At 71.4% G+C, this 23,066-nt stretch carries 21 protein-coding genes; 15 read left to right on the forward strand and 6 right to left on the reverse strand.

Annotated elements, in window-relative coordinates:
- The first annotated feature begins 48 nt into the window (after positions 1 to 48).
- From R9X44_RS17135 to R9X44_RS17165, 7 genes are read left to right on the forward strand one after another with little or no spacing between them, the layout of a single operon-like run.
- On the forward strand, positions 49 to 1,020 hold the full coding sequence (locus R9X44_RS17135) for an ABC transporter substrate-binding protein (RefSeq protein WP_319815175.1): 972 nt from the start codon (positions 49 to 51) through the stop codon (positions 1,018 to 1,020).
- Positions 1,017 to 1,997: an ABC transporter substrate-binding protein gene (locus R9X44_RS17140; RefSeq protein ID WP_319815176.1), complete on the forward strand. Its 981-nt coding sequence runs from the start codon at positions 1,017 to 1,019 to the stop codon at positions 1,995 to 1,997. The genes R9X44_RS17135 and R9X44_RS17140 overlap by 4 nt, the downstream gene beginning before the upstream one ends.
- Positions 1,994 to 2,809, forward strand: a complete 816-nt coding sequence (locus R9X44_RS17145; protein ID WP_319815177.1) for an ABC transporter permease — start codon at positions 1,994 to 1,996, stop codon at positions 2,807 to 2,809. The genes R9X44_RS17140 and R9X44_RS17145 overlap by 4 nt, the downstream gene beginning before the upstream one ends.
- Complete coding sequence (locus R9X44_RS17150) at positions 2,806 to 3,513, forward strand: ABC transporter ATP-binding protein (RefSeq protein ID WP_319815178.1); 708 nt, start codon at positions 2,806 to 2,808, stop codon at positions 3,511 to 3,513. Before R9X44_RS17145 ends, R9X44_RS17150 begins: the two co-directional genes overlap by 4 nt.
- Positions 3,510 to 4,325, forward strand: coding sequence for an LLM class flavin-dependent oxidoreductase (locus R9X44_RS17155; protein ID WP_319815179.1), 816 nt, complete (start codon positions 3,510 to 3,512; stop codon positions 4,323 to 4,325). Before R9X44_RS17150 ends, R9X44_RS17155 begins: the two co-directional genes overlap by 4 nt.
- The gene (locus R9X44_RS17160; RefSeq protein WP_319815180.1) at positions 4,318 to 5,421 is read left to right on the forward strand and encodes an LLM class flavin-dependent oxidoreductase; all 1,104 of its coding nucleotides are present in this window, start codon (positions 4,318 to 4,320) and stop codon (positions 5,419 to 5,421) included. The genes R9X44_RS17155 and R9X44_RS17160 overlap by 8 nt, the downstream gene beginning before the upstream one ends.
- Positions 5,418 to 6,335, forward strand: coding sequence for an ABC transporter substrate-binding protein (locus R9X44_RS17165; protein WP_319815181.1), 918 nt, complete (start codon positions 5,418 to 5,420; stop codon positions 6,333 to 6,335). The genes R9X44_RS17160 and R9X44_RS17165 overlap by 4 nt, the downstream gene beginning before the upstream one ends.
- Positions 6,336 to 6,609: 274 nt before the next feature.
- Here R9X44_RS17165 and R9X44_RS17170 read toward each other — a convergent pair whose 3' ends face one another.
- Positions 6,610 to 7,965, reverse strand: a complete 1,356-nt coding sequence (locus tag R9X44_RS17170; protein ID WP_319815182.1) for a hypothetical protein — start codon at positions 7,963 to 7,965, stop codon at positions 6,610 to 6,612.
- Between the two features lie 376 nt (positions 7,966 to 8,341).
- On the opposite strand from R9X44_RS17170, the gene R9X44_RS17175 reads away from it, so the two are divergent.
- From R9X44_RS17175 to R9X44_RS17200, 6 genes are all read left to right on the forward strand, one after another.
- Positions 8,342 to 9,631, forward strand: coding sequence for an FAD/NAD(P)-binding protein (locus R9X44_RS17175; RefSeq protein ID WP_319815183.1), 1,290 nt, complete (start codon positions 8,342 to 8,344; stop codon positions 9,629 to 9,631).
- Complete coding sequence (locus R9X44_RS17180; RefSeq protein WP_319815184.1) at positions 9,618 to 11,177, forward strand: amino acid adenylation domain-containing protein; 1,560 nt, start codon at positions 9,618 to 9,620, stop codon at positions 11,175 to 11,177. Before R9X44_RS17175 ends, R9X44_RS17180 begins: the two co-directional genes overlap by 14 nt.
- Positions 11,174 to 11,452 carry an acyl carrier protein gene (locus R9X44_RS17185; protein ID WP_319815185.1) on the forward strand — a complete coding sequence of 93 codons (279 nt, stop codon included), beginning with the start codon at positions 11,174 to 11,176 and terminating at the stop codon, positions 11,450 to 11,452. Before R9X44_RS17180 ends, R9X44_RS17185 begins: the two co-directional genes overlap by 4 nt.
- Positions 11,449 to 12,393, forward strand: coding sequence for a chlorinating enzyme (locus R9X44_RS17190; RefSeq protein ID WP_319815186.1), 945 nt, complete (start codon positions 11,449 to 11,451; stop codon positions 12,391 to 12,393). Before R9X44_RS17185 ends, R9X44_RS17190 begins: the two co-directional genes overlap by 4 nt.
- Before the next feature lie 68 nt (positions 12,394 to 12,461).
- Complete coding sequence (locus tag R9X44_RS17195; RefSeq protein ID WP_319815187.1) at positions 12,462 to 13,211, forward strand: thioesterase II family protein; 750 nt, start codon at positions 12,462 to 12,464, stop codon at positions 13,209 to 13,211.
- A complete protein-coding gene (locus R9X44_RS17200) occupies positions 13,208 to 14,512 on the forward strand; it encodes a cation:proton antiporter (RefSeq protein WP_319815188.1) in 1,305 nt (434 codons plus the stop codon). The genes R9X44_RS17195 and R9X44_RS17200 overlap by 4 nt, the downstream gene beginning before the upstream one ends.
- A 165-nt stretch (positions 14,513 to 14,677) precedes the next feature.
- On the opposite strand, the gene R9X44_RS17205 is transcribed toward R9X44_RS17200, so the two are convergent.
- The 3 genes from R9X44_RS17205 to R9X44_RS17215 are packed head-to-tail and all read right to left on the reverse strand — an operon-like array spanning position 14,678 to position 16,475.
- Positions 14,678 to 15,271 (reverse strand): helix-turn-helix domain-containing protein, encoded by a 594-nt coding sequence (locus tag R9X44_RS17205; RefSeq protein ID WP_319815353.1) that lies wholly within the window; start codon positions 15,269 to 15,271, stop codon positions 14,678 to 14,680.
- A 2-nt stretch (positions 15,272 to 15,273) separates the two neighbouring features.
- Complete coding sequence (locus tag R9X44_RS17210; RefSeq protein ID WP_319815189.1) at positions 15,274 to 16,089, reverse strand: ergot alkaloid biosynthesis protein; 816 nt, start codon at positions 16,087 to 16,089, stop codon at positions 15,274 to 15,276.
- Positions 16,086 to 16,475, reverse strand: coding sequence for a nuclear transport factor 2 family protein (locus tag R9X44_RS17215; RefSeq protein ID WP_319815190.1), 390 nt, complete (start codon positions 16,473 to 16,475; stop codon positions 16,086 to 16,088). The genes R9X44_RS17210 and R9X44_RS17215 overlap by 4 nt, the downstream gene beginning before the upstream one ends.
- A 687-nt stretch (positions 16,476 to 17,162) precedes the next feature.
- Between R9X44_RS17215 and R9X44_RS17220 the strand changes: the two genes are divergently transcribed.
- Positions 17,163 to 17,726 carry an SAM-dependent methyltransferase gene (locus tag R9X44_RS17220; protein ID WP_319815191.1) on the forward strand — a complete coding sequence of 188 codons (564 nt, stop codon included), beginning with the start codon at positions 17,163 to 17,165 and terminating at the stop codon, positions 17,724 to 17,726.
- A gap of 10 nt (positions 17,727 to 17,736) precedes the next feature.
- Here R9X44_RS17220 and R9X44_RS17225 read toward each other — a convergent pair whose 3' ends face one another.
- The gene (locus tag R9X44_RS17225; protein WP_319815192.1) at positions 17,737 to 18,528 is read right to left on the reverse strand and encodes a cupin-like domain-containing protein; all 792 of its coding nucleotides are present in this window, start codon (positions 18,526 to 18,528) and stop codon (positions 17,737 to 17,739) included.
- Between the two features lie 221 nt (positions 18,529 to 18,749).
- On the reverse strand, positions 18,750 to 22,532 hold the full coding sequence (locus tag R9X44_RS17230) for a hypothetical protein (protein ID WP_319815193.1): 3,783 nt from the start codon (positions 22,530 to 22,532) through the stop codon (positions 18,750 to 18,752).
- A gap of 179 nt (positions 22,533 to 22,711) precedes the next feature.
- Between R9X44_RS17230 and R9X44_RS17235 the strand changes: the two genes are divergently transcribed.
- Positions 22,712 to 22,888, forward strand: a complete 177-nt coding sequence (locus R9X44_RS17235) for a hypothetical protein (RefSeq protein WP_319815194.1) — start codon at positions 22,712 to 22,714, stop codon at positions 22,886 to 22,888.
- Positions 22,889 to 23,066 lie beyond the last annotated feature (178 nt).

Here is a 23,066-nt window from a genome sequence, read left to right on the forward strand (position 1 = left end):
CGCGGGACTCGACTTGTCCTACCAGAATAGTAGTGATTAGCTCCCGGCATGGCTCCGCCGACCCTCTGGTTCACCCGCTGTCCAGTCCCCACCGCGACGGGAATCGCCGCTGACCTGGGGTGGCTCTCCGACGAGTTCGCCCCCGACGGGATCACCGTCCAGTCACTCCAGGACGGCGTGTCCCCCGAAGAGGCCGAAACCCACTACACGCACGCCCTCGAGGGGCTCTTCCGCGAGGGGGGCAATGTTCCCGCCCTCTGGGCCAGGGCACGCGGCGAGCGCACCCGGCTGCTCGGGCTCACCTGGATCGAGGAACGCCAGGCGATCCTGACCCGGCGCGGCGAGCCCGTCACGTCCCTCGACGGACTGCGCCTCGCCGTGCCGCGCCGCGACATCCCGATCGACTTCTGGCGGGCGATGGCGCTGCAAGGTTTCGCCGGCGCCCTGCGCGCCGAAGGCCGCGACCTGGCCGACGCCGCGCTCGTCGAGGTCGAGGCCGCGAGGCGCGCACCCCAGTGGGAGGCCGAACTCGCGGCGCTGGCCAAGGGCGAGGTCGACGCGGTCTACGTCAAGGGGGCGCTGGCCGTCGAGGCCGCGCTCAGGTTCGACGCCGACGTCGCCATCGACCTCGACGCCCTGCCCGACCGGCGCGCCAGGATCAACAACGGCACCCCGCGGCCGATCACCGTCCATCAGACGCTGCTTGACGAGCGGCCCGAGCTCGTCGTCCGGTTCCTCGCGGTGCTGCTGCGCGCCGCCGACTGGGCCGCGCGGGAACCCGCCGAGCTCCGCCGCATCCTGTCCGCCGAGACGGGCGCGGGCAGCGACGCCGTCGCGCGCGCCTACGTCCACCAACCCCTGCACCCGGACCTTTCGGACGAACGGCTCGACCTGCTCGCCGAACAGGAACGCTTCCTGCGGGCGCACGGCTTCCTCGCGGAGGCCGTCGACGTCCGCGCCTGGGCCGACTTCGCGCCCTTGACCGCCGCACAAGAACTGATTCGCAAGGAGACCCCATGAAGCCCCTCGCCCTGCTGGCGGCCGGACTCACCGCCCTGCTCGGCCTCACCGCGTGCGGCGGCGGCTCCGACGACGACGCGAAGTCGTCAGGGACCATCACGATCCGCATCCCCGACCCCGGCAACACGGGTCCGCTGGCCGTCGGGAAGAAGGACGGCACCCTCGACGCCGCGCTCGCCAAGGTGAACGCGAAGGTCGAGTGGGCCGGGGAGTTCGGCCCGTTCGCGCCCGCCGCGCAGGCGATCAACGCCGGGTCGCTGGACATCGCGACGGGCTCGATCACCTCGGGGATCGGGGCGCTCGCCGTCAAGCCGACCTTCAAGATCTTCGCGGTGCAGCCGCCCGCCGCGGGCGAGGGCATCCTGGTCAAGGAGAACTCCCCGATCAGCTCGGTCGCCGACCTCGCCGGGCGCTCCGTCGCGGTCAACCAGGGCGGCACCGGCGAATACCTGCTGCTCAAGGCGCTGGAGAAGAACAACGTGCCGATCGACAAGGTCAAGCGCGTCTACCTGCCGCCCGCCGACTCGCCCGCCGCGTTCAACTCGGGCCAGGTCGACGCCTGGGCGACCTGGAACAGCTTCACCGCGCCCGCGATCGCCAACGCCGACGGCAAACTGCTGGTCGACGGCGACGCGATCGACTCCGACAACTACACCATCTACGTGGTCGCCGACGCCTTCTATGGCAAGCACCCCGAGGTGGTGAAGGTCCTCACGAACTACCTGCACGACGGCTCGGTCAAGCAGCAGGCCGACCCCGCCCCGTTCGTCAACGTCAACACCGAGGCCGGGCCGCAGGCCGTCGCCGGGAAGCTGAAGGACGTCACGCTCGGCTTCCTCAGGGACACCGACCCGGTCAGGCCGGTCACCGCCGACGACCTCGCCCGCTTCGAGACGGTCTCGCGGTTCTTCACCGAGCAGAAGGTCATCAAGCAGCCCGTGGACGTGGGCGCGTACACGCTGGTCGGGCTGTCATGACGACCGCGGGCCTCGTCACCCCCGAGCCGCCGAAGGCGCGGACCCGTCCGCCCGGCCTGTCCCTTGCGCTGCGGACCCTCGGCCCGATCGCCCTGCTCACGCTCTGGTGGGCCGGGAGCGCGCGCGGCTGGATCCGGCCCGACGTGCTCGCCTCGCCGGGCGACGTCGGCGCGGCGTTCGGCGAGCTGTGGGGCGACGGCCAGCTCCAGGAGGCGCTGCGGGTCTCGCTGACGCGCGCCGGACTCGGCCTCGCCCTCGGCATCTCGGCGGGCCTCGTGCTCGGGGTGCTCAGCGGGCTGACCCGGCTCGGCGAGGAACTTGTGGACTCTTCCCTGCAGATGCTGCGGGCCGTCCCGTTCCTGTCGCTGGTGCCGCTGTTCATCGTCTGGTTCGGCATCGACGAGGCGTCGAAGATCCTGCTGATCGCGGTCGCCGTCTCGTTCCCGACCTACGTCAACGTGCACAGCGGCGTCCGCAACGTCGACCGCAAGGTCGTGGAGGCCGCGCGCACGTTCGGGCTGCGCGGGCCGCGCCTGGTCTTCGAGGTGATCCTCCCCGGCGCGCTGTCCTCGATCCTCGCGGGCGCACGGCTGGCGCTGACGATCAGCGTGATCGCGCTGATCGCGGCCGAGGAGATCAACGCGACGGCGGGGGTGGGCCATCTGATGAACCAGGCGCTCAACTACGTGCGCACCGACATCCTCGTGGTCTGCATCATCGTGTACGCGGCGCTCGGCCTCAGCGCCGACCTGCTGGTCCGGGTGGTCGAGCGGCTCATCATGCCGTGGCGGCGTCAGGTGGCCGTCCGATGAGCCGGGCGGTGGAAGTGCGCGGCGTCCGGCGCGTATACGACGGACGCGCCGTCCTCGACGGCGTCGACCTCGACGTCCCGCAGGGCGAGTTCGTCGCGCTGCTCGGCGCGAGCGGTACGGGCAAGACCACGCTGCTGCGCATCCTGGCCGGGCTCGAGCGGACCGACGGCGGCACCGTCCTCGTCCCGTCGGCGCGGACCGTGGTGTTCCAGGAGCCGCGCCTCGTGCCGTCCAAGCGGGTGCTCGGCAACGTCGTCATCGGCCAGCCGCGCGGCGCGCGCGGCCGGGGGCTCGAAGCGCTCGCCGAGGTCGGGCTCGAGCGGCACGCGAGGTCGTGGCCCGCCACGCTGTCGGGCGGCGAGGCCCAGCGCGTCGCGCTCGCCAGGGCGCTGGTGCGCGAACCGCGCCTGCTGCTGCTGGACGAGCCCTTCGCCGCGCTCGACGCGCTGACCCGCCTGCAGATGCAGGATCTGATCGGCGCGCTCGTCCGACGGCACAGGCCAGCCGTCCTGCTGGTCACCCACGACGTCGACGAGGCGATCCGCCTGGCCGACCGGGTCCTCGTCCTGCGGGACGGAAAGCTGATCACCGACCGCCGCATCGAGGACTCCGGCGAGCACGACGCCGCGGAGCTGCGCGCCGACCTGCTCGCCGACCTCGGCATCGCCGGGACGGCGCGCGCGCGAAAGGACGTCGCCCTGTGAGCCCCGTCGAGATCCATGTGCTCGCGCCGACCCGTTTCCCGGACCGTCCGGAGCTGCCCGGGTTCGTGACCGACGTCCGTCCGGCCCGCCGTGACCCGGTCGGGCGGGCCGCGAGGGCCGCCGACCTCGCGGGGCTCGCCGGGCTCGTCGTGCCGTTCGACCCCGACGGCGTCGAGTCGCTGGTCTCGGCCGCCGGAGCGCTGCGCGCGACCCGTCACGCCCGGGTCGCCGCCGAGTTCCACCCGGCCGTGACCACGCCCGTCTACGCGGCGAAGCTGTCGGCGTCGCTCCAGCGGTTCTCCGCGGGGCGGCTCGACTGGAAGATCGCCGTCGACCTTGACCGCGCCGTCGCCCGCGCCCAGGGCGACTTCCTTGAAGGCCCGGCCCGGTACCGGCGTGCGGCGGAGTTCCTGACGATCGCCAAGGGCGTCTGGACGGCTTCGTCGTTCGACTTCGACGGCGAGTTCTACCAGGTGCGCGCCGGAGGGCTCAGGTTCCCTGACGCGCCCGGCCCGTTCCCGCGCGTGTACCTGTCGGGCTCGTCGCCGGAGGCGCTCCGGCTGTCCGCCGAGCACGCCGACGTCCACGTCCTCGACACCGCCGACCAGGAGATTCCCGACCTTCCCGGCGTCGTGGTCGGACTGCGGCTGGCGTTGACGGACCTCGACGCGACCGAGGCCACGATCCGCGAGCAGGCCGCCCGGGGCGTCGGCGTGTTCCTGATCGACGCCGCGCCGCTGCCCGACGCCGCCTATCTCCTCGGGGAGTCCCTGATCCCGAGGCTCGCACGGCAGGAGACAGTCCATGGTTGACCTCTACTGGCGGCTGCACATGGAGGGCGACCAGACCTCGCTGCACCGCCGCGTCAACAGCAGGGGCGGTTTCGCCCCTGACGCGCCGGGCCGGATCGCCCCCGGCGTGCGCGACGGCGCGCCCGACGGCTTCACCCACCTCGACTATCTCGCCGAGGTGGCCCTGGCGACCGAGGACGCGGGCCTGGTCGGCGGCCTGATGCCGTCGTTCCCGCACACCGACGACCCGTGGGCGGCCGCCGCGTCGCTCGCCGCCGAGACGTCCGCCTACCGGTTCATGATCGCCTTCCAGCCCGGGTTCCTGCACCCCGTCCAGGCGGCGCGGATGACCGCGACGCTCCAGCGGGCCACCGGCGGCAGGGTCGTGTTCAACATCATCTCCGGCGGGGGAGGGCCGTCCCAGCTCTGGTGGGGCGACAGGGTCGACCACGACGACCGCTACGACCGCACCGCGGAGTTCCTCGACGTCCTCAAGGGCGTGTGGCACGGCCCGTTCGACCACAAGGGCCGCTTCTACCAGGTCGAGAACGCGAAGCTGCCCGACTGGCTGAGCGGCCAGCCGTTCCCGGAGATCTTCTTCTCCGGCTCCTCGCCCGCCGCGATCGCGGCGGCGGGACGGCACGCCGACCAGTACCTGTCGTGGCTCGAGCCGTTCGACGCGCTCGCCGAGAAGTTCGCGCTGGTCCGCGCGCACAGCGCGACCCCGCCGAAGTTCGCCGTCCGCGTCGACGTCCTGGCCCGCGAGACCGAGGACGAGGCGTGGGAGGAGATCCGCCACGGTTGGGCCGCCCGCGCGGCGCGCGAGACCGAGCACGGCGACTCCGTCGGCGTCCAGCGGGGCGAGTCCTTCCTCGCAGGCGCGGGCGACGGCTTCCGCGACCGCGAGGTCCAGCCCAACGTGTGGGGCGGCTTCAGCGAACTGCGCGACGGGCCCGCGTTCGGCCTCGTCGGCTCCTACGCCCAGGTCGCCGCCCGGATAGACGAACTCCTCGCGCTCGGCGTCGACTCCCTCATCCTCGCCGGAATGCCCCATCTGGAAGAAGCACGCCGGATCGGCGCCCACGTACTGCCCCTCCTGAAAGGACACCTGTCATGACAGTCCGCGTCGGATACTTCCCGCAGAACAACTCGCTCTGGGTGCTGCGCCACCTCGGAATCCTGGAACGCGCCATTCCCGACGTCGAGTGGGTGAACCTGCGCGACCTTCCCGCCGGCGAGCCCGTCGACCCGACCCGGGGTCTGCCGTCGGAGCACGGCGACCGGCTCTTCGACGGCGGCTACGACTTCATCGGCACCGGCTCGACCCCGCCCGTCACCGCCCAGAGCCTCGGGCACGACATCGTCTACGTCGCGATCTCCGGACCGCGCACGGAGAACGGCCGCCTCGTCGTCAGGGAGGACTCTGACATCCGGGACATCGCCGATCTGAAGGGCCGCAAGGTCGCGCTCGGCCACGGCTCATGGCAGACGACGCTGCTGCTGCTCGCCCTGGAGAAGGCGGGCCTCGGCTGGCAGGACATCGTCCCCGTCGACGTCTACGACGACGCCGCGCAGCGGTTCCTGTCCGGCGAGGTCGACGCCTGGGTCGGGTCCTACCCCTACCTGACCGAGGTCGAGGAGCGGACCGGCGTCCGCACCCTCATCGAGACCGACGGCCTGTTCAGCCACCGCTCCCTGTGGTTCACCCGCCGCGACTTCGCCACCGGCCGCCCCGCGGAACTCGCCGCGATCGTCGCGGCCCTCCAGGAGGCGGACGCCTGGACCGCCGCGCACCCGCGCGAGGCCGCCGCCTTCTTCGCCGCGTCCGACGGCCGCGACCTCGACGCCTGGGAACACGCCCTGCGCACCCGCCCCTGGGGCCTCCTCCCCATCACCCCCGACTTCGTCGCCGAACAGCAGCACGCCGCCGACCTCTTCCACGCCAACACCCTGATCCCCCACCCCATCCACATCACCGACGCCCTCCTCCCCTCCCTCAACACCCTCCTAGAATCCTCCAACCCCTCCTGACGCGGTGAGGCCGCCCTGACCGCAGCGCGAAATTGCGTCGGAAATGCCATGACAACCCGGCCGCTGATGTGCGCGTCCCCCTATAGAGGTCGCATGCGAACTGTGTGATGAGTGATCTCTTATCGCGCAAGCACGGATGAGACGGTACAGCTTCGCGCATATGTGGAGGCGTCGTGTATGACCCGCGCTCCGGGACCACAAGGGTCAGTGCCGTTCCGAGGGGTATTCACCGCGGGGAGTGCGGATTCTTCCGAAAGGCGCTGAAGTTCGTTGTTTACTTTTCGGCGGTGACGCGGGCGGCCTCGCACAGAATTTTCTGGACCGCCGTGCTGCGGCGATAAGGGGTGAGAAGGCTGCGGAGTTCGTGCAGGCGCTGGTCCGCCTGCCGGGAGTTGAGATGCCGATAATGGAGCAGGAACACGCGCCATGACTCGCAGGCCGTCTCCACCCTGCCGCCGGCGAGTTGGAACGAGGCGAGCAGCGCGAGCGAGTGCGCCAGCGCGCGGTGCTCGGAGACGTCGCGCTCGGCGAGGGAGCAGCGCAGCGCCTCGGCGGCGGCCCCGGGTTCCCGCAACGCCTCGCGCACCAGCGCGTGCTGGAAGTGGGCGGCGGCGAGCGGGTAGTGCGTGAACGGATGTCGCACGCCGCCGCCCTTGCCCTCCACAAGCCGCAGTGAGCGGTCCATCGAGCGGGTCGCGCGCCGCGCGTCACCGGTCAGGGCCGCGGTGACCGCGACCTCGGCCAGCAGGAACGACCGGATGCTCGCCGCCGCGCCCGTGCCCGCGGTGCGCAGCGCCGTCTCGGCGAGGTTCGCGGCCTCGGCGAGGTGGCCGAGGTGGCGGGCGTGCTTGCTCATCGCGCGCAGGGCCATGGCCCGCATGACGGGGTCGTCGGCCTCGTGCGCGAGCCGGAGTTCCGCGGCGTGGTAGCGCTGGGCGAGCCCGTAAACGCCAGCGTCGGCGCAGACGTCGGCGAGCAGGTGCACGAGTTGCGCAGCCGCGGTGAGAAGGCGGCGATGCGTCCTGTCCGGGGCCGCGCTGGTGAGCCAGCCGGAGATCGGCGAGACGAGGTAGGCGCTGATCGACGAGCGCACATGGCCCGCGCCGATCCGGTCGGCGCTGCGGGCGAACAGGGCGACGGCCTGCTCGGCGAGAGCCGCCTCACCGGGACCGACGCGCCACCGTTCGCCCGAGGACTCGCGGCGGTCGGCCGGCGCGGGGGGCGCGCCGACCGACCGGGTCCAGTTCAGGTCGTAGGCGATCGGCGTCGCGGCGCGGCGGGATGGGCGGCCGTCCAGCTCGGCGAGGGCGGTCACCTCGGTGATCGCCAGCGCGCCGCTTGACCGGGTGCCGGGCATGGTCTCCGCGCGCACCGGCGCGCCGAGCTCGGCGACGCCGACGGGACGCCCGAGGCGGCGTGACAGCGTCTCGGCGATCAGCGGGGCCGCCGTCCGGCGCGGTGCGGTGCCGGCCAGCCAGTGCGACACGGCGGTCCTGTCGTAGCGGAGCGCGAGGCCGACCTCCCGGCCCACCCGGTTCACCGCCGAGGCCAGCGCGGTGTTGGAGTACCCGGCCTCCGCCATGAGCCCGCGCAGGGCGTGATTGGGGTCCCGGCGTCGGGTCTTGGACACTGCGAACGCTTCCTTTCCGGTGTCGGCGAATGGTTCAGATCGACTGAACAACCGTGGTGGACGCGCTGTCAATAGGAATATTTCCGCCGCCGATCGAGGTCTTTTCGCAAATGTGTGGCGATCAGCGGGGGAATGCTCGGCGATTTAGCACATCGACGGTCAGGCGTCGGCGTCCGCGCGCGGGCATTTCTTTCATCACGTTCAACAGTCCGCGTTCCGTGAAGGTGGACGGAACGGGATGAGGTGAGATCTCCTGGCTTCTCCAATCAGGTGAGGGAAACAGGAGATGAGGGCGATGGTGAGTGCCGCCGATTCGATTCCGGCGGATCAGGGGAAACGCGGTCCGGCGTCTTCCGGAGCCTTTCGGGTCCTCATTGTGGGCGGCCGGGCCACCGGCACCGCGGCGGTCGTGCACCTTGTCGAGACCGCGCCGGCCGGGTCGTCGATCATCGTCGTCGATCCCGACGACCGCGACTACCCGTCGGTGTTCGATGACGAAGATCCGCTGCTCCTGGCGAACAGTTCACCGGGGATCAACTCGCTTTTCCCCGACCGCCCCGACGACTTCCTCGACTTCCTCGGGGGAGAGCGGCCGACGGCCACTCCCAGGTTCGTGATGGGCCGCTATTACCGTGACCGCTATCGGGCGGCTTGTCGGCGGGCGGCCGCGCGCGGCTGCGCCGTCGAACGCGTCAGCGCGGCATGCCGGCGGATCACCGCCGACGGCGACGGCTACCACGCCGTGCTGTCGGACGGGCGGCGGCTCCCCGTCGACGCGGCGGTCATCGCGGTCGGCGCGGGGCCCCTGCGCCGGGTGCCGGGGCTCAGGGGACTGCCGCCGTTCCCGTCGCGGCGGCTGCGCACGAACCCGCAGCCGCGCCGGGCGCTGGTCGTCGGGCAGGGACAGTCCGGCATCGACGCCGCGCTCGTGCTCTGCGACGCGGGCAGCGAGGTGGTGATGACCTCGCGGTCCGGCGAGTTCCCCGCCGTGCGCACCCGCACCCTCCCGGCCGAGGTCGACCTCGGCACGATCGACCTGCCCGCCGACGTCTACCGGCTGCTCGACCGCGACACCCGGAGCAAGGGCCATCCGCCGCTGGCGGAGCAGCTCTCGCGGGCCGCCGATCCGTTCGACCGGCTGCGCGAGGAGACCAAGCTCGCGGAGGCCGACGCGTGCCCGTGGCAGGACTCGGTCATCGGCATCCTCGACGTGCTGTGCGACCGCGCGCTGCCGGTGGCCAAGGACAAGTTCCTGTGGCGCTACGTCACCGCGATCGCCCTGCCCACCGCCCACCGCATGCTCGAGCACATCGAGCGCGGCGCGCTGGGCGTCGCGGACTTCGGCTCAGTGGACCCCGCCGGGTTCGACCTCGTGGTCACCGCGACGGGGTTCGACCCGCCGCCCCTGCACGCGCGCCGCCGGACCCTGTACCTGACCGCGCCGCCCCACGACGCCCATGCCGTCACCCAGCTCGACGCCTCCTTCCGGATGGTGCTGTCGCCCGGCCACGGGCCGGAGCGCATCTGGGCGATCGGCCCCGCCTCGGGGCTGCGCGTCCCGTTCGCCAACTTCTTCCGCGCGGCCACCTTCCAGGCGCGTGACGTCGCCCGCCAGATTGCCGCGCTGACCGCTCCTGCCGAAGGAGGCGACCGTGCGCACCCGTGAAGGCATGCCGAACATCGCGTCCGCGCATCTGCTCGATCTCTTCGACGCCGCGGTCGCGGCGCGGCCGGACCACCCCGCGGTCCTGCTGGACGGCGCGGCGCTCACCTACGCGGAGGCCGACCGCTGGTCGCACGGCGTCGCCAGCGCGCTGCACGAGCGCGGCGTGGCGCGCGGCGACCTCGTGGCGCTGCGCATGCCCGCCGGGCCGCAGGCGGTCGTCGCGATCCTGGGCATCCTGCGCTGCGGCGCGGCCTACGTCCCGCTCGACCTGCGCAACCCGCCGGACCGCAACCGCTTCGTCCTCGCCGACTGCCGCGCCGGCGTCCTGGTCGGCGTCCCCCAGGACGGACTCGACGCGCCGCGCCTTCTTCCGCTCGGCCTCCTTGACGACCTGAGGGACGGAGACGCCGCGCCGATCCCGGGCCCGACGGCGGCCGACGTCGCCTACGTCATCTACACGTCGGGGACCACCGGCCGGCCCAAGGGCGTGCCCGTCAAGCACGCGAACGCCGTCGCCCTGCTCAGGGCGGCGCGCGAGGTTTTCGACTTCTCCGAGGAGGACCGATGGCTCCAGTTCCACTCGTTGGCGTTCGACTTCTCCGTCTGGGAGATCTGGGGTGCTTTGTCCACCGGGGGAGCCGTCGTGCTCATGCCGCCGGGGACCGCACGCAGCCCGCGCGAGTGCCTGCGGATCGTCGCGGACGAGGGCGTCACCGTCCTCAACCAGACGCCGACCGCGTTCGCGTCCTTCGCCGAGACCGCGCTCACCGCGGACCGCGCCCTGCCCCGGCTGCGGTATGTGATCTTCGGCGGCGAGAAGGTCGACGCCTCGAGTGTGCGCGCCTGGGCCGACCGGTTCGGGCTGGATCGTCCGAAGATCGTCAACGGGTACGGCATCACCGAGACGACAGTCTTCACCACGTTCCACCCCATGACGCGGGCGGACCTGGACCGCGACGCGTCGGTGATCGGCAGGGCGCTGCCCGGCTTCGGGGTCCGGATCGTCGACGGCGCGGGCGGCGAGGCCCCCGAAGGGACCGTCGGCGAACTCTGGCTCGCCGGCCCCCAGGTGGCCGACGGCTACCTCGGCAGGCCCGCGCTCACCGAGCGGCGGTTCCGGTACGCCCCCGACCCCGACGGCGGCGCGATCCTGCGGTATTACGCCACGGGCGACCTGGTGCGCCGGCTCCCAGACGGGGACCTGGCGTTCGAGGGGCGCGCCGACCTCCAGGTCAAGCTGCGCGGCCACCGCGTCGAGCTGACGGAGATCGAGGCGGCCGTCCGGAAGTGCCCGGAGGTCCTCGACGCCGTCGTGCTCGTGCGCGCCTACGCGTCGGGGGACCGGCGTCTGTGCTGCGCCTTCGTGCCGCGGGCCGGCGGCGAGGTGACCGGCGCGGACCTGCGCCGCCACGTCGCGGGCCTGCTGCCGGACTACATGCGGCCTGCCCACTACCTGCGGCTCGACGTACTTCCCCGGACCGTCAACGGAAAAGCGGACCGGGACATGATCGCACGGCTCTACGAGAAGGGAGAGGACCCACGGTGAAGGAGAAGACGCACAGTCCCGCGCGGACGAAGGAGGTCGAGGAGCACATCCTCGGCTGGACGGCCGAACTCCTGGAGGAGGGCGCTGTGCAGCCCGGCGACAACTTCCTCGACCTGGGCGGCCACTCGGTGCTCGCCCTCGAGCTGATCGCGAAGGTGCGGGCGCGCTTCGGGGTCGAGCTCGACATGCAGCCGCTGTTCGAGGGCAGCCTCGGCGAGGTCGCCGCCCGCGTCGCCCGCGACAGCGCCGCACCCACCGAAAGGACGCATCCATGACCACGACCGGCAGCCGCTTCCGGCTCACCGAGGCCGAGAAGGCGGCCTTCCAGCGGAACGGCTACCTCGGCCCCGTCCGCATCTACGACGAAGAGGACATGACGGCGCGCTGGAACACCATCCGCCGCCAGCTCAACGACAGGTCACACGCGATCTACTCCGGCGAGGTCGCGGGCAGCATCGCCAACTACGACCGCCACCTGGACATCGACCTGCTGTCCGAGCACATCATGAAGCCGGAGATCGTCGACCGGGTCGCCTCCATCCTCGGCCCCGACGTGCTGTGCTGGCGCAGCGAGTTCTTCCCCAAGTTCCAGGGCGACGAGGGTACCGACTGGCACCAGGCCGCGACGTTCGGGCACGCCAGCGGCACCCCGCAGATCGTCTGGCCGTCCGTGGAGAAGCAGCCCGCGTTCGGCGGGGCGATCACCGCGTGGACCGCCTTCACCCACTCGACCAAGGAGAACGGCTGCCTCCAGCTCATGCCCGGCACGCACACGTCGATGAACTACGACGAGTCCAAGGGCATGGCCTACGATCCGGCCGCCATCAACCGACGGGTCAAGGACGACATCAAGCGCGGGTTCTACGGCTACGACTACCGACGGCTCCAGAAGGACCCGGACTGGAAGCCTGACGAGTCCCAGGCGTTCCCGCTGGTCATGCGGCCCGGCGAGTGCGTCATCTTCTGGTCGACGCTCATGCACGCCTCGCTTCCGCACACCGGAGCCAAGAAGGACTACCGCATGGGCTTCACCGCTCGGTACGTCCCCACCAGCGTCCGGATCTACCCGGGCACCGACGGCGTAGCCGAGTACGGCGGCGGCATCGACCTGACCGAGTACGGCGCGGTCCTGGTCTCCGGCACCGACCGCTACCGGCACAACAGGACCGTGCGCCGCAGCAGGCGGGGCTTCACCTTCTCCCCCCACCAGCCCTGAGCCCCGGGCCGGGCGGCGACGAAGCCGTCGCCGCCCGGCCCGGCAGCGAGGCAGGAAAGGACGGCGTCGTGGAAACGCCCCTGGTGCTGCTGCCCCACGCCGGCGGCACCGCACAGATCTTCGCAGGGCTGATGGCGGAACTCCCGCCGTCCGTCAGGCCGGTTCCGCTCGACCTGCCCGGCCGGGGCAGGCGCTGGCGCGAACGCCGGATCACCGGCTTCGGCGCGGCCGTGCGCGACCTGCGCGGGCAGGTCGCCGACCTCGAAGGGCCGATCGCCATCTTCGGGCACAGCCTCGGCGCGCACCTCGGGCTTGTGCTCGCCTCGCAACTGGAACGGGCGGGCGGCCCTTACTGCACCACGTTCTTCGCCTCGGCGAACGCCGACCCGCTGACCGCCGTCCTGCCGTTCGACCGGTGGCCGCTGCGGTACTCCGACGCGGAGATCGTCGAGGTGGCGCGGATCGCGGGAGGGGCGCTGCCCCCGTGCGTCCTGGCGAACCCCGCGCTGCTGCACAGGTCGGCGGAGGTCCTGCGCGGGGACTTCTGCCTGTCGGCGACCTTCACCCCGCTGCAACGGCGGTCGGTGATCGACGCCGACATCGTCGCCTGCTGCGGCGCCGACGACATCTTCACCGACGCCCAGATCGACAACTGGCGCTGGCACTCCACCGGCGAGACCGAGGTCGTCAGGTTCCCCGGCGGCCACTTCTACCTGGAGACGCAGGCGCGCGCCCTGGCGCGGCTGATCACGTCACGGCTCGTCCCACCGGCCCGGGCCGCGCACCCCCTTGAGCGGACGGACGGTGGCCGCGCATGACCCCCGTCCCGCTGCTCGGCCCGGACCAGCTCATGACCTTCCTGACCCAGGTCGGGGTGCTGCTCGCCGTGGCGCTCCTGCTCGGCGCGCTCGCCAGGAGGCTCGGCCTGCCCGCCGTGGTCGGGGAGCTGTGCGCGGGGGTGCTGCTCGGCCCGTCCGTCGCCGACCAGCTGCTGCCGGGCCTGACCGCATGGCTGCTGCCCAAGGACCCCGGCCAGTTCCACCTGCTCGACGCGCTCGGGCAGATCGGCGTCCTCCTGCTGGTCGGCCTCACCGGCATCCACCTCGACCTGCGCCTCGTGCGCAGGCGCGGCAGGTCAGCGGCGGTCATCAGCGCGTTCGGCCTGGTGATCCCGCTCGGCCTCGGCGTCGGGTGCGGGCTGCTGCTCGCCGACGGCCTCGTCCCCCCGGACGCCGACCGGCACGTGTTCGCGCTCTTCCTCGGCGTCGCGATGTGCGTCAGCGCCATCCCCGTCATCGCCAAGACGCTCATGGACATGGGCCTGCTGCACCGGGACATCGGACAGCTCACCCTCACCGTCGGCATGGTGGACGACGCCGTCGGCTGGCTGCTGCTCGCGATCGTCTCGGCCATGGCGACCACCGGCGTCCGGGCCGACCACGTGCTCACCTCGATCGGCGGCCTCCTTCTCGTCCTCGCCATGGCTGCCCTGCTCCGTCGGCCGCTCGGGCTGCTCAGCGCGCGGACCGCCCGCACGCCGGGCGCGACGGCGTCGGCGATCGCGGCGCTCGTCCTGCTCGCAGCCGCGGGCGCGCAGCGGCTCGGCCTTGAACCCGTGTTCGGCGCGTTCGTCGCGGGCATCGTCCTGGGCGGCACCCGGGCGGCGACCTCCGACGACCTGCCCGTGCTGCGCGCCCTCGTCATGTCGGTGCTCGCCCCGGTGTTCTTCGCGATCGTCGGACTCCGCATGGACCTCACCGCGCTCGGCGACGGCCCCGTCCTGCTCGCCGCGCTCGCGGTCCTCGCCGTCGCCATCGCCGGCAAGTTCCTCGGCGCCTTCGCGGGCGCACTCCTGTGCGGCCTGACCCGCTGGGAGGCACTCGCCCTCGGCGCGGGCATGAACGCCCGCGGCGTCATCGAAGTCATAGTCGCCACGGTCGGCCTACGCCTGGGCATCCTCACCCCCACCGCCTACACCATCATCATCCTCATCGCCATCACCACCTCACTCATGGCCCCCCCGATCCTCCGCCTCGCAATGACCCACATCCCCCCCACCAAAACCGAACACACCAGACTCACCCAAACAACACCAACCCTGACCCACCCAGCGAAATGACGCCGAGGCCCGACCACCCACCACCCTTGGAGGGTCTTGTGTACGACCCGCGCAGGCGGACCCGCCGCCCCTTCCGTCCGCGGAGGTTCTGGAGCGCACTGCTGCGCCGGGGGCCCTGATTCCGGGCCGGGGACCTCAGTCCCCGGTCGCGGGTGCTGCGTGGACTCAGCGTCCGGCCTGGTCCTGTGCGGGGCCGAGGATTCCGGCGGCGACGTCCTGGATCTCCTGGCGGAGGCGCTCGGGCGTCCACGGCTGGTCGGCGAGCAGGCGCTCCAGCAGGTCGATGCGCGTGAAGGACAGGAGGGCGTGTGCGGTCCAGGCGGCGCGCTCCCGGCCGGTCAGGTCAGTGAGCAGATCGGTGAACAGGGCGTGGGCGAGCAGGTAGCTCGGCGATTCGAGGAACGACGCGCGTTCGGACGTCTGCTCCAGGGCGCGGGTGAGCCTGCGGTTGTCCAGCTTGAACTGGACCATGGCGTCGAGGAGGGCGAGCAGGCGTTCACGCGGCGGGACGCCCGGGCCGAGGGGCGGCGGCCCGTCGACGATCGCGGCCCGCAGACCGTCGATCCGGGTGTCGAAGAGGGCCTGCAGCAACCCCGCGCGGTCGCCGAAACGCCGGAACAGGGTGCCTTTGCCGACGCCGGCCGCGGCCGCGACATCGTCCATGGTGACCTTCAACGGGTCGTCGGCCGTGTCGAACAAGGTGCTCGCGGCGGCCAGGATGGCCTGGCGGTTGCGGGCGGCGTCGGCGCGTTCCCTCATCGTCACCCGGGGAATTCCGCCATGGCGAAGTCGCGGAACGAACGCGCGGGGGTGCCGGTCACGCGCTCCACCGTATCGGTCGTGCGGTCCTCCATGCCCGCCGCGACGATCGAGTCCATGGCCACGAGGAAGTGGCCGGTGGCTTCGGGGAGCCCCAGGGCCCGGTAGAACGCGGGCTGGTCGGCCGGATCGAGTCTTCGGTGCGTGATCTCGCGACCTGTGGTCTGCGTCAGGATCGCGGCGACCGTGTCATAGCTCAGGGATTCCGGCCCGGTGAGGACAAGGTCGGTGTTCGCCGGGACGGCGGACAGCAGGGTCTCGGCCGCGACCTCGGCGATGTCGCCGGCGTCGACGAACGCGGCGCGGCCGTCGCCGGCCGAGGTCGCGATGGTGGAGGTCGCGCGCAGACACGCCGCGTGCGCGTGGCCGCCGATCACGTTCTGCATGAACCAGCCGGGGCGCAGCACCGCCCATTCCTCGAACGTCTCCGAGATCGCCTGGTGCACGACGCCCGTCGAGGGGCCGCCTGCCGCGATCAGGGAATTGCTCAGCAGGACCACCCTGCGGACGCCCGCCGTCCGGGCGAGGTCGAGGAACGGCAGCATCACCGCCTGCGGGTCCGGGTCGCGGACGGGAGGCACCAGGTACATCCGGTCGACGCCGTCGACCGCGCCCCGGTGGGTGCCGGGGTCGTACCAGTCGAAGGCGACCGCGCTGCTCCGACTGGCGGCCCGCACCCGCGCGCCCCGCGCCGTCAGCCGGGCGGCGACCCTGCTCCCCGTCGTGCCGCTCGCCCCGGTGACGAGCACGCCGCTCACGCCGCACTCCACTGGGCGCTCCACAACGGGTTCCAATAGTCCCGGTAGTGGGAGATCAGACCGTCGCGCACGGTCAGGATGGCGACGTACCGCTGCCTGAAGGGCGCCCCGGTCGCCGTGACCGTCCCCGTCGTCGTCATCTCGATGATCGCCACATTCGGGTCGACGCTCTCATGAACCTCAAGACTGGGCACCGCCTCCAACCGCACGGCGTCCGCGACCGACCGCAGATACTCCCGAAGCGCGGCCTTGCCCTCGACCCTCTCCGGCCGCCCCGGCGGCGCGAACGGAAACTCGAACACCACGTCCTCCCCACACAGATCAAGCATCGCCTCAGGCCCCCCACCCTCCACACTCACCGCGGCAAGCCTCCCGAACACATCCATAGCCGCAGACATACGCCCCTCCAATCAATCGGACTACTGGTCCGGATTAAGATACGGACTGGTAGTCCGATTAGCAAGCCGACCCCAGCCAGAACCACGGCCATGCGCCGTCGTTGATGTCGGTGAGGGAGCAGGCGAAGGGTGCGGAGCGGGAGTAGGCGTCGGTGCGGGAGCTGGCGATGGGTGCGGTGTGGGCGTGGGCGTGGGCGTCGGGGGCTCGACGGTAAGCGGTGCCCAGAGCAGCGCCGGCTCGCCCCCGTTCTCCAGCGCCGCCACGACCTCCCAGGCCGGAAGTTCCTCCGCCCCGGCAAGCGCCGCCAGCCCTGAGCCGGGGCCGTATCCGCTGCCTCCCCATCCTGATCCCACGCCGGTGCCGCCGTATCCGCCCCCGTATCCCTCGCCCTATCCTTCGCCGTCACCAGCGCCCTCGCCTTCGCCCTATCCGGCTCCCTCGCCCTTCCCTACGCCAGCTCCGTTCCCTTCCCCCTTCCCGTCTCCGTCGCCCTCGCCATGGCCTTTTCCTTCGCCGTTCAGCGGGTCGTTCGAGGAGGCGTGGGGGCCGCTGGACGATCCGGATCTCGACGCTCTCGTCGTCGAGGCGCTGCGGCCGGAGGTCGAGGCTGTGCTCGGCGCGGAGACCCCCGACGAACGCTTCGCCGCCGCCGAGGCCCTGATGAGGAGGATCGTATGAGTGGACCCACCGCGGAAGCGCCGTTCGACATCGCGGCGGTAGGACTCGGCGTGCTCGGCGTCCACCATCTGACGCGGGAGGCGGAGGCCGTCGTCAGCAGGTGCCGGCGTGTGTTCACGGTAGACGCCACGCCGGGTGTCGAGGAGTACCTGCGCTCGCTCAACCCCGAGGTCGTGAGCCTCCTGCACCTGTACGAGGAGCGGAAGCCGCGCCTGCCGTCGTATCAGAAGATGGCGGCGACGGTGACGGCGGCCGCGCTGGAGGACCCGCCGGTCTGCTTCGCGACCTACGGGCACCCCCAGGTCTACCGCTACCCGACGACGCTCCTACGCCGGGCCGCCCCGCTGCTCGGGCTGCGGCTGGAAGTCATCGCGGGAGTGTCCGCGCTCGACACGCTCCTCATCGACGTCGGCTACGACTTCTCCCGTGACGGGCTGCAGATGTACGACGCCACCGATGTGCTGCTGCGCCGGCGCCCCCTCCACAACGACGTGGCGTGCGTGCTGTGGCAGACGACGACCTTCGCCGACCTGCTGCTTGGGAACTACCGCGCGGAGTGAGCGTGTTCGCTCAGCGGTACCGCCAGATGCTCGGGCGGCCGGGGAGGGCGAATCCGGTGAAAGACAGCGAGATGCTCGCCTCGAGGGACTTGACCCAGTGCCACCAGCCGAGCGGGATGAGCAGCGCGTCGCCCGGGCGCACGACGGCCTCGGCCACGGGCACGTCCGTCATCCAAGGAAAGCGATCGAGGTCGATGTCGTCAAGGTCGACGGGGCTGAAGCACTCTCGGTCGTTGTACAGGCGCGGAAGCTCGTGCGGTTCCACCATGCGGACCTTCTTGGACCCGTAGATCTGGACGAACAGGATATTGCACGCGTCGTGGTGGAAAGGGGTGACTGTGCCGAGGGGTCCGAACCACAGTTTCGCCGACTCCCTCAGCCCCGCAGGATCCAGGAATCCGTCCGGGCAGCGGATGTCGTCAAGGAGGGTCTGAAATTCGGGGCGCTGGAGCACGTGGTTCTTGGCGACGAGGTAACGGTCGTTGCCCGTGCCGTCCATGACGTCCTTGACGAAGTCGCGCATGGCGACCTCGGTGCGGTGCGCGACGAAGTTGTCCTCGAACCGGGGGTCGGCGTCACGGCCGGCGGTGATCTCGACGGTGCGGTCTCCGAAGGACTCGGCGAAGTACTCCGGCGTCCAGCGGCTCACCGCGCGCCAGGAGGCGGCGAGCCCGCGCAGAACCACCGGGCGGTTCGCGAAATAGTGGTTCGTGAAGAACGCGTCGACGTCGGGCGGGTCCATCACCGGGACGACCGTGGCGGTGGGGGACTGACGCCATTGGTCGCTCAGCGCGTCAGTCAAAGAGCGCAACTTATGCTGCTCAGCCTGAACCCTCAACGCCGCACGAAAGGCGGGCGCTTCCCGCTGCGCGGCGATCCATCCCCGAATGTCGCCGACCGCGAAGCCATGATCGACCATCTTGGCGACGATCTTGTCCGTCTCAACACCGCGGAGCAGGTTCTCAGCCAGCCAAACCTGCCAATCCGCAGTGTACGCCGGCGCTATATGACGCGATTCCACCGTCATCGCAGCCTTCCCGACACAAGCGGCCCTCTACCGACCCACCCAGCATCCCGCAACTTAAGCATGTGTCCGGTGAGTGTGGCGAGGGGGGTCAGGGAATCGGGGGCGAGGGTGGGAAGGAGGGGGATGGTTGGGGGCCATCCGCCGGTTTTGAGGAGGCGTTGTGTGAAAGTTCGGGCGGGGGCCTCGGCTGGCGGAGCTTCGGTTTCGGTTGCGCGGGTGAGTGCCAGGCAGGTCCGTACCACGCGGTGTGCGGCTGCGCGGGCCACGGTCGGGGCCACAGGAACTCCCGCGAAGTAGGCGGCTGCCGCACTGAGTATCGCCGTCTGCGCGTCCGGCGTCCGGGCCGCCTTCACGAGGCGGTCGAGGGCGGCGGTGTCGCCGTCCATGGCGAAGAGCACGGCGAGTTCGCCGCAAGGCGTCTGCCCTGACCTGTGGGAGTGCCGCCAGGTGTCAGTCTCCGCCGTGACGACATGGGTGTCCTCTTCTGAGAGGAGACCGAGCCGCGTCAGCAGGGAGATGACGGCTGTGGAAGGTGCGTGCCGTGGCGGTGGCTTCCGGGCGAGGTTGAGTGCGGCGTCGCGGAGCGCTTCGGACAGCTTGGGGTCGGGTCGCCGGACGTCGGGGTAAGCGAGCAGGAGAGCCGCGAGGTCGGGAACGACGCGCAGGGCGCTTCCCGGGGAGTTCCGCCGTGTGAGCTTCTCGATGAGGGGCCCGGTGATACCTGCGGCCTCCTCCGGGCGGTGGCGTACGAGCCCGGCCGCGATGGCCGTCAGGGCTTGGACGTTGTCGGGCAGTCCCGCCACCGCGAGTTCTTCCCCAGCCCAGGCGAGAGCTCTGGCGACCGCGTAAGCGAGTGCGGGTTCGGTGCCGCCGGACGCCGAGCGCGCCGCCTCGCGGGCATAGCGGCGGCCTTCGAGCCCGTGCCCACCGAGGGAGCACCCGAGAGACAGCGCCGCGAGGTGGCGTGCGCGGTCCGGCCCGACGGGCAGGTGCTCAGCGAGGGCTTCGGCCGCGCTGAACTCGCCGGCTGTGCCCAGCGCCTGCGCCAGGTCCACCGTCCAGTTCCCCGGGACCAAGGGCTGCCCGGACGAAGCGCGGCGGCTGCGCAGGGCGTCGTCCAGTGACTTCCGGCTGCGCAGGAGATCCCCCGCGGCGAGGTGGTCGTACGCCTCTCGCAGGGGACCCCCGCTGGCGGTGAGTTCCGGCTCCTGCGATCCCCTCTGCCGAGGCGGCGACGCGACCTGTTGCGCCCGCCCGGCGTTCCCTGCCCGTCGGTCCTTGGCCCACCCCTGTTGCTGCGCGTAGTAGTCCCGGCGCTTCGCGTTCTTCTTCGCCCGCTGTTCGGCAGCCCATTTCCGCGTCACCTGCTTCCTGCGTTCCACGGAGGTCGCGACGATCTCCGCCGCGCGTCCCGCGATGTCGTCGCCGAGCAGGCCGACCCGCAGATCTTCTGGAAGGGACCGCAGTAGCTGCTCGCCAACGGCGGAAACACCGAGCGTGGCGTCGGAGTCGTGCATTGCCTGGATGATCCGCGCCAAGGTTCCGGCAAGCTCGCGGTCCAGGTGGGCCCGGTCCGCTTCGGACAGCGCCGCCGGGTCGGCCAGCGCCTCCGTGATCCGGGTCCTCGCGGTCCCGATCAGGTGACGGGCATAGGGCCGTTTGTACCGGAGCCGGAAGAGAGCGGACGCGCTGACCGCCATGACGTCGACGGCGGCGAGTCCGGCTGAGCTGCCGAGTTCGTCGCAGATGGTCTGGATGTGGGCCACGGCGACCTCCCTGAGCGAGGGCACAGCGTGTCCCAGGGCTCCCCAGAGGTCGACCGCCGCCGCACGGGCACGGACGCTGCCCGCGCCCAGGGACTCGGCCCGCGCGCACAACGCCTCGTTGATCTCCGGGTCGCCGATCTCGGCGAGTGCCCCGGCCGCCTCGGTGAGCGCTTCGACTCCGGCCGCCGGATCGTCGACCACGGCACGGAGTAGTGGGCGCGCGTCGTGGTGACAGTTCAGCCTGACGAGTTCGCGGGCCGCGCCGAGCAGCCGCGCATGCGTCTCGGGGTCCCGGTGGAGACCGGGGAAGTCCGGGCCGGCGTTGACGAGCCATGCGGCGGCCTCCCGCGCGACGGCCTCGGCCCCGTCCCGTCCGGAGCGGGCCATCTCCACCGCCACGTCGGCGAGATGCGCGCTCCTCGCCGCGGCGGTCGGCGCGGAACGCGCGAGGCCGCGGGCGCGCTCGACCTCGCCCAACCGAACAAGAAGCCCGGGTGCCTCGAAGGGAACTTCGCGCGGCTCCCCGCGCAGGACGGCCCGGGCGGCGGCGAGCCGGACGAGCACCGCGAGACCCGCGGGGGAGACCTCCCCGGCGGAGCCCACCTCCTCCTCGAACGCGTCGAGCTGGGCCAGCGCCGCGTCCGGGCCGAACACGTCGGCCAGCCGGCGCAGCCGGACGTGGTCAAGCACATAGTCGGCGCGTTCCGCCGTGCCGGTGAGCAGCCGGAGCTGATGCGCCAGCGGAAACGGGGGAGTCCCGTCGGGCCAGCCGGCCGCGCACCAGCGCCGCGACCAGTCGAGCAGCGCCCGTGTGTGCCGGGCGACGCCCTTCTCGCCCAACCTTGTCTTGACGGACCGGACGAGGTCCGTGTCGGCGAGCGCATAAGTCTGGAGCACCGGATCGTCCAGGCGGAACGAGCGCCCCGGCTGTCCTTCCAGACGGCGGTCGAGATCGGCGGCAGGGATCCCGGTGAGATCCGCCAGATCCGCCGAGCGAAGACCGCCCTCCGCGACGGCGAGCAGGCCCATCACCACCCGGTTGAAGTCGGCGTGGTGTGATTCCCGTCGGGCGGGCGGCGCGTCTTCGACCGGGAGGAGTTCCCGCAGGCACAGGTTCCTGCCACCCCGTAGTGGATGCCGGGCAGGGAGGTCGTCGGGGAAGCGGAGCCGGCGTCTGAGCGAGACGATGATCCGCATACCGGGCGGCGGAGACGCGGGAAGGAAGGCGGCGACGCTGCCACGGGCCGTTCTCCGGGCCGGTTCCTTCGTCCCTCCGTCGGCCGCGAGCCCTGACCAGGCCGCGTCGTCATCGAGACCGTCGACGACGAGAAGGAGCCGCCGATTTCGGCCCGCGCTCTTTCTTGCGGCCTCGGTGAAGAGGGCCTTCCACGCCCCGACGCCCCGGGGAACATCGGGTAGCGGAGTGCCGAGCAACACCGCGATCTGAGCCGCCATCTCGGTCTCGACCCTGGCACGTGTGTCGGTGCCGTACGTGGGGGAGACGAGGTAGGACAAGATGTCGGCGTCGGCCGGAGGCCGCCGCACGTAGTCGGCGAGCAACGTGGTCTTGCCGACGGGAGCATCGGCATACCAGCACAGGTATGACGCGGCCCGAGGACTTGGGTCGCCGACGAACGCGTCCATCACCTTGCGTTCGCGCATCCGCTTCCGGAGGTCGGCCGCGGTGACGACGTGGCGATCAGGATGCGCCCGGGGCCGATCGAGCTGCTTGTCCCGAGATCTGTACGCCTCTTCCTGTGCCGCGCGCAGGGCGGTGTGCCACTCCTCCTCCGTGTAGAACTCGCGGCCCGCCGCCTGCTGTAGGGAGTGCAGCACGGACCTGAACTTCTCGGTGTGCTCATGCGACGGGGCAGTCCCACGACGCCAGTTGCGGAACGTCCGGTCGGCGACCCCGAGTTCCGTCACCTGGCGGCACCGCAGGCCCGTCGCCTCCCAGAGTTCGTTGACCATCGCGCCCAAGCGGTTGCGCGCGGTCCTGTCGATATCGATCACCGTCTCCCCTCCACCTGCGGCTGACACGGAATCTCAAGGTCGGAGTCGTCAGGTAATCCCGGTCCCACCTGCGCAAATAGGAATGAGGGCCATCAGAACTTTTGCCGCGCCCCCGGCTTCCGCGACCGTGGAGCCATCACCGCACGAGCCGAGATGCGACTCCTGAAAGGACCTGATCAATGTCCGAACTCCCGCAGCTGCTCTACTGGACCGCGGCCCTGAGCGGCTGCGTCGGCCTGCTGTACACGGGCGTCATGTTCCTCGTAGCCCTCATCTCCGTCCTCGCCCCCACCCCGGACCGCCGCAAGGACGCCCGCACCACCCTCAACATCCTCATCCGCCGCCGCCCCCGCTGAACCCAAGTCAGCGAAGTTCATCTCCGCCCGACCGAAGCCGCGAAGCACGGCGCTGAGCCGACACCGCCAAACACAGTCGAGTCGACAGCGTCGAGGGCCTTGACCCATCGTCCGAGCCATGCCGGTTGGAGGAATCTGCCCCACCAGGCCGGTGCGCTGCGGTAGACATCTGTGTGTC

The organism is Actinocorallia sp. A-T 12471 (assembly GCF_033875155.1).
In the GTDB taxonomy this organism is placed as follows: domain Bacteria; phylum Actinomycetota; class Actinomycetes; order Streptosporangiales; family Streptosporangiaceae; genus Actinocorallia.

Excerpts from the sequence above, each read along its gene's own strand:
- R9X44_RS17135 (WP_319815175.1), top strand. The coding sequence starts at position 49 with ATGGCTCCGCCGACCCTCTGGTTCACCCGCTGTCCAGTCCCCACCGCG.
- R9X44_RS17200 (WP_319815188.1), top strand. The coding sequence starts at position 13,208 with ATGACCCCCGTCCCGCTGCTCGGCCCGGACCAGCTCATGACCTTCCTG.
- R9X44_RS17215 (WP_319815190.1), bottom strand. The coding sequence starts at position 16,475 with ATGGATGTGTTCGGGAGGCTTGCCGCGGTGAGTGTGGAGGGTGGGGGG.
- R9X44_RS17140 (WP_319815176.1), top strand. The coding sequence starts at position 1,017 with ATGAAGCCCCTCGCCCTGCTGGCGGCCGGACTCACCGCCCTGCTCGGC.
- R9X44_RS17150 (WP_319815178.1), top strand. The coding sequence starts at position 2,806 with ATGAGCCGGGCGGTGGAAGTGCGCGGCGTCCGGCGCGTATACGACGGA.
- R9X44_RS17165 (WP_319815181.1), top strand. The coding sequence starts at position 5,418 with ATGACAGTCCGCGTCGGATACTTCCCGCAGAACAACTCGCTCTGGGTG.
- R9X44_RS17235 (WP_319815194.1), top strand. The coding sequence starts at position 22,712 with ATGTCCGAACTCCCGCAGCTGCTCTACTGGACCGCGGCCCTGAGCGGC.
- R9X44_RS17205 (WP_319815353.1), bottom strand. The coding sequence starts at position 15,271 with ATGAGGGAACGCGCCGACGCCGCCCGCAACCGCCAGGCCATCCTGGCC.
- R9X44_RS17190 (WP_319815186.1), top strand. The coding sequence starts at position 11,449 with ATGACCACGACCGGCAGCCGCTTCCGGCTCACCGAGGCCGAGAAGGCG.
- R9X44_RS17145 (WP_319815177.1), top strand. The coding sequence starts at position 1,994 with ATGACGACCGCGGGCCTCGTCACCCCCGAGCCGCCGAAGGCGCGGACC.
- R9X44_RS17220 (WP_319815191.1), top strand. The coding sequence starts at position 17,163 with ATGAGTGGACCCACCGCGGAAGCGCCGTTCGACATCGCGGCGGTAGGA.
- R9X44_RS17160 (WP_319815180.1), top strand. The coding sequence starts at position 4,318 with ATGGTTGACCTCTACTGGCGGCTGCACATGGAGGGCGACCAGACCTCG.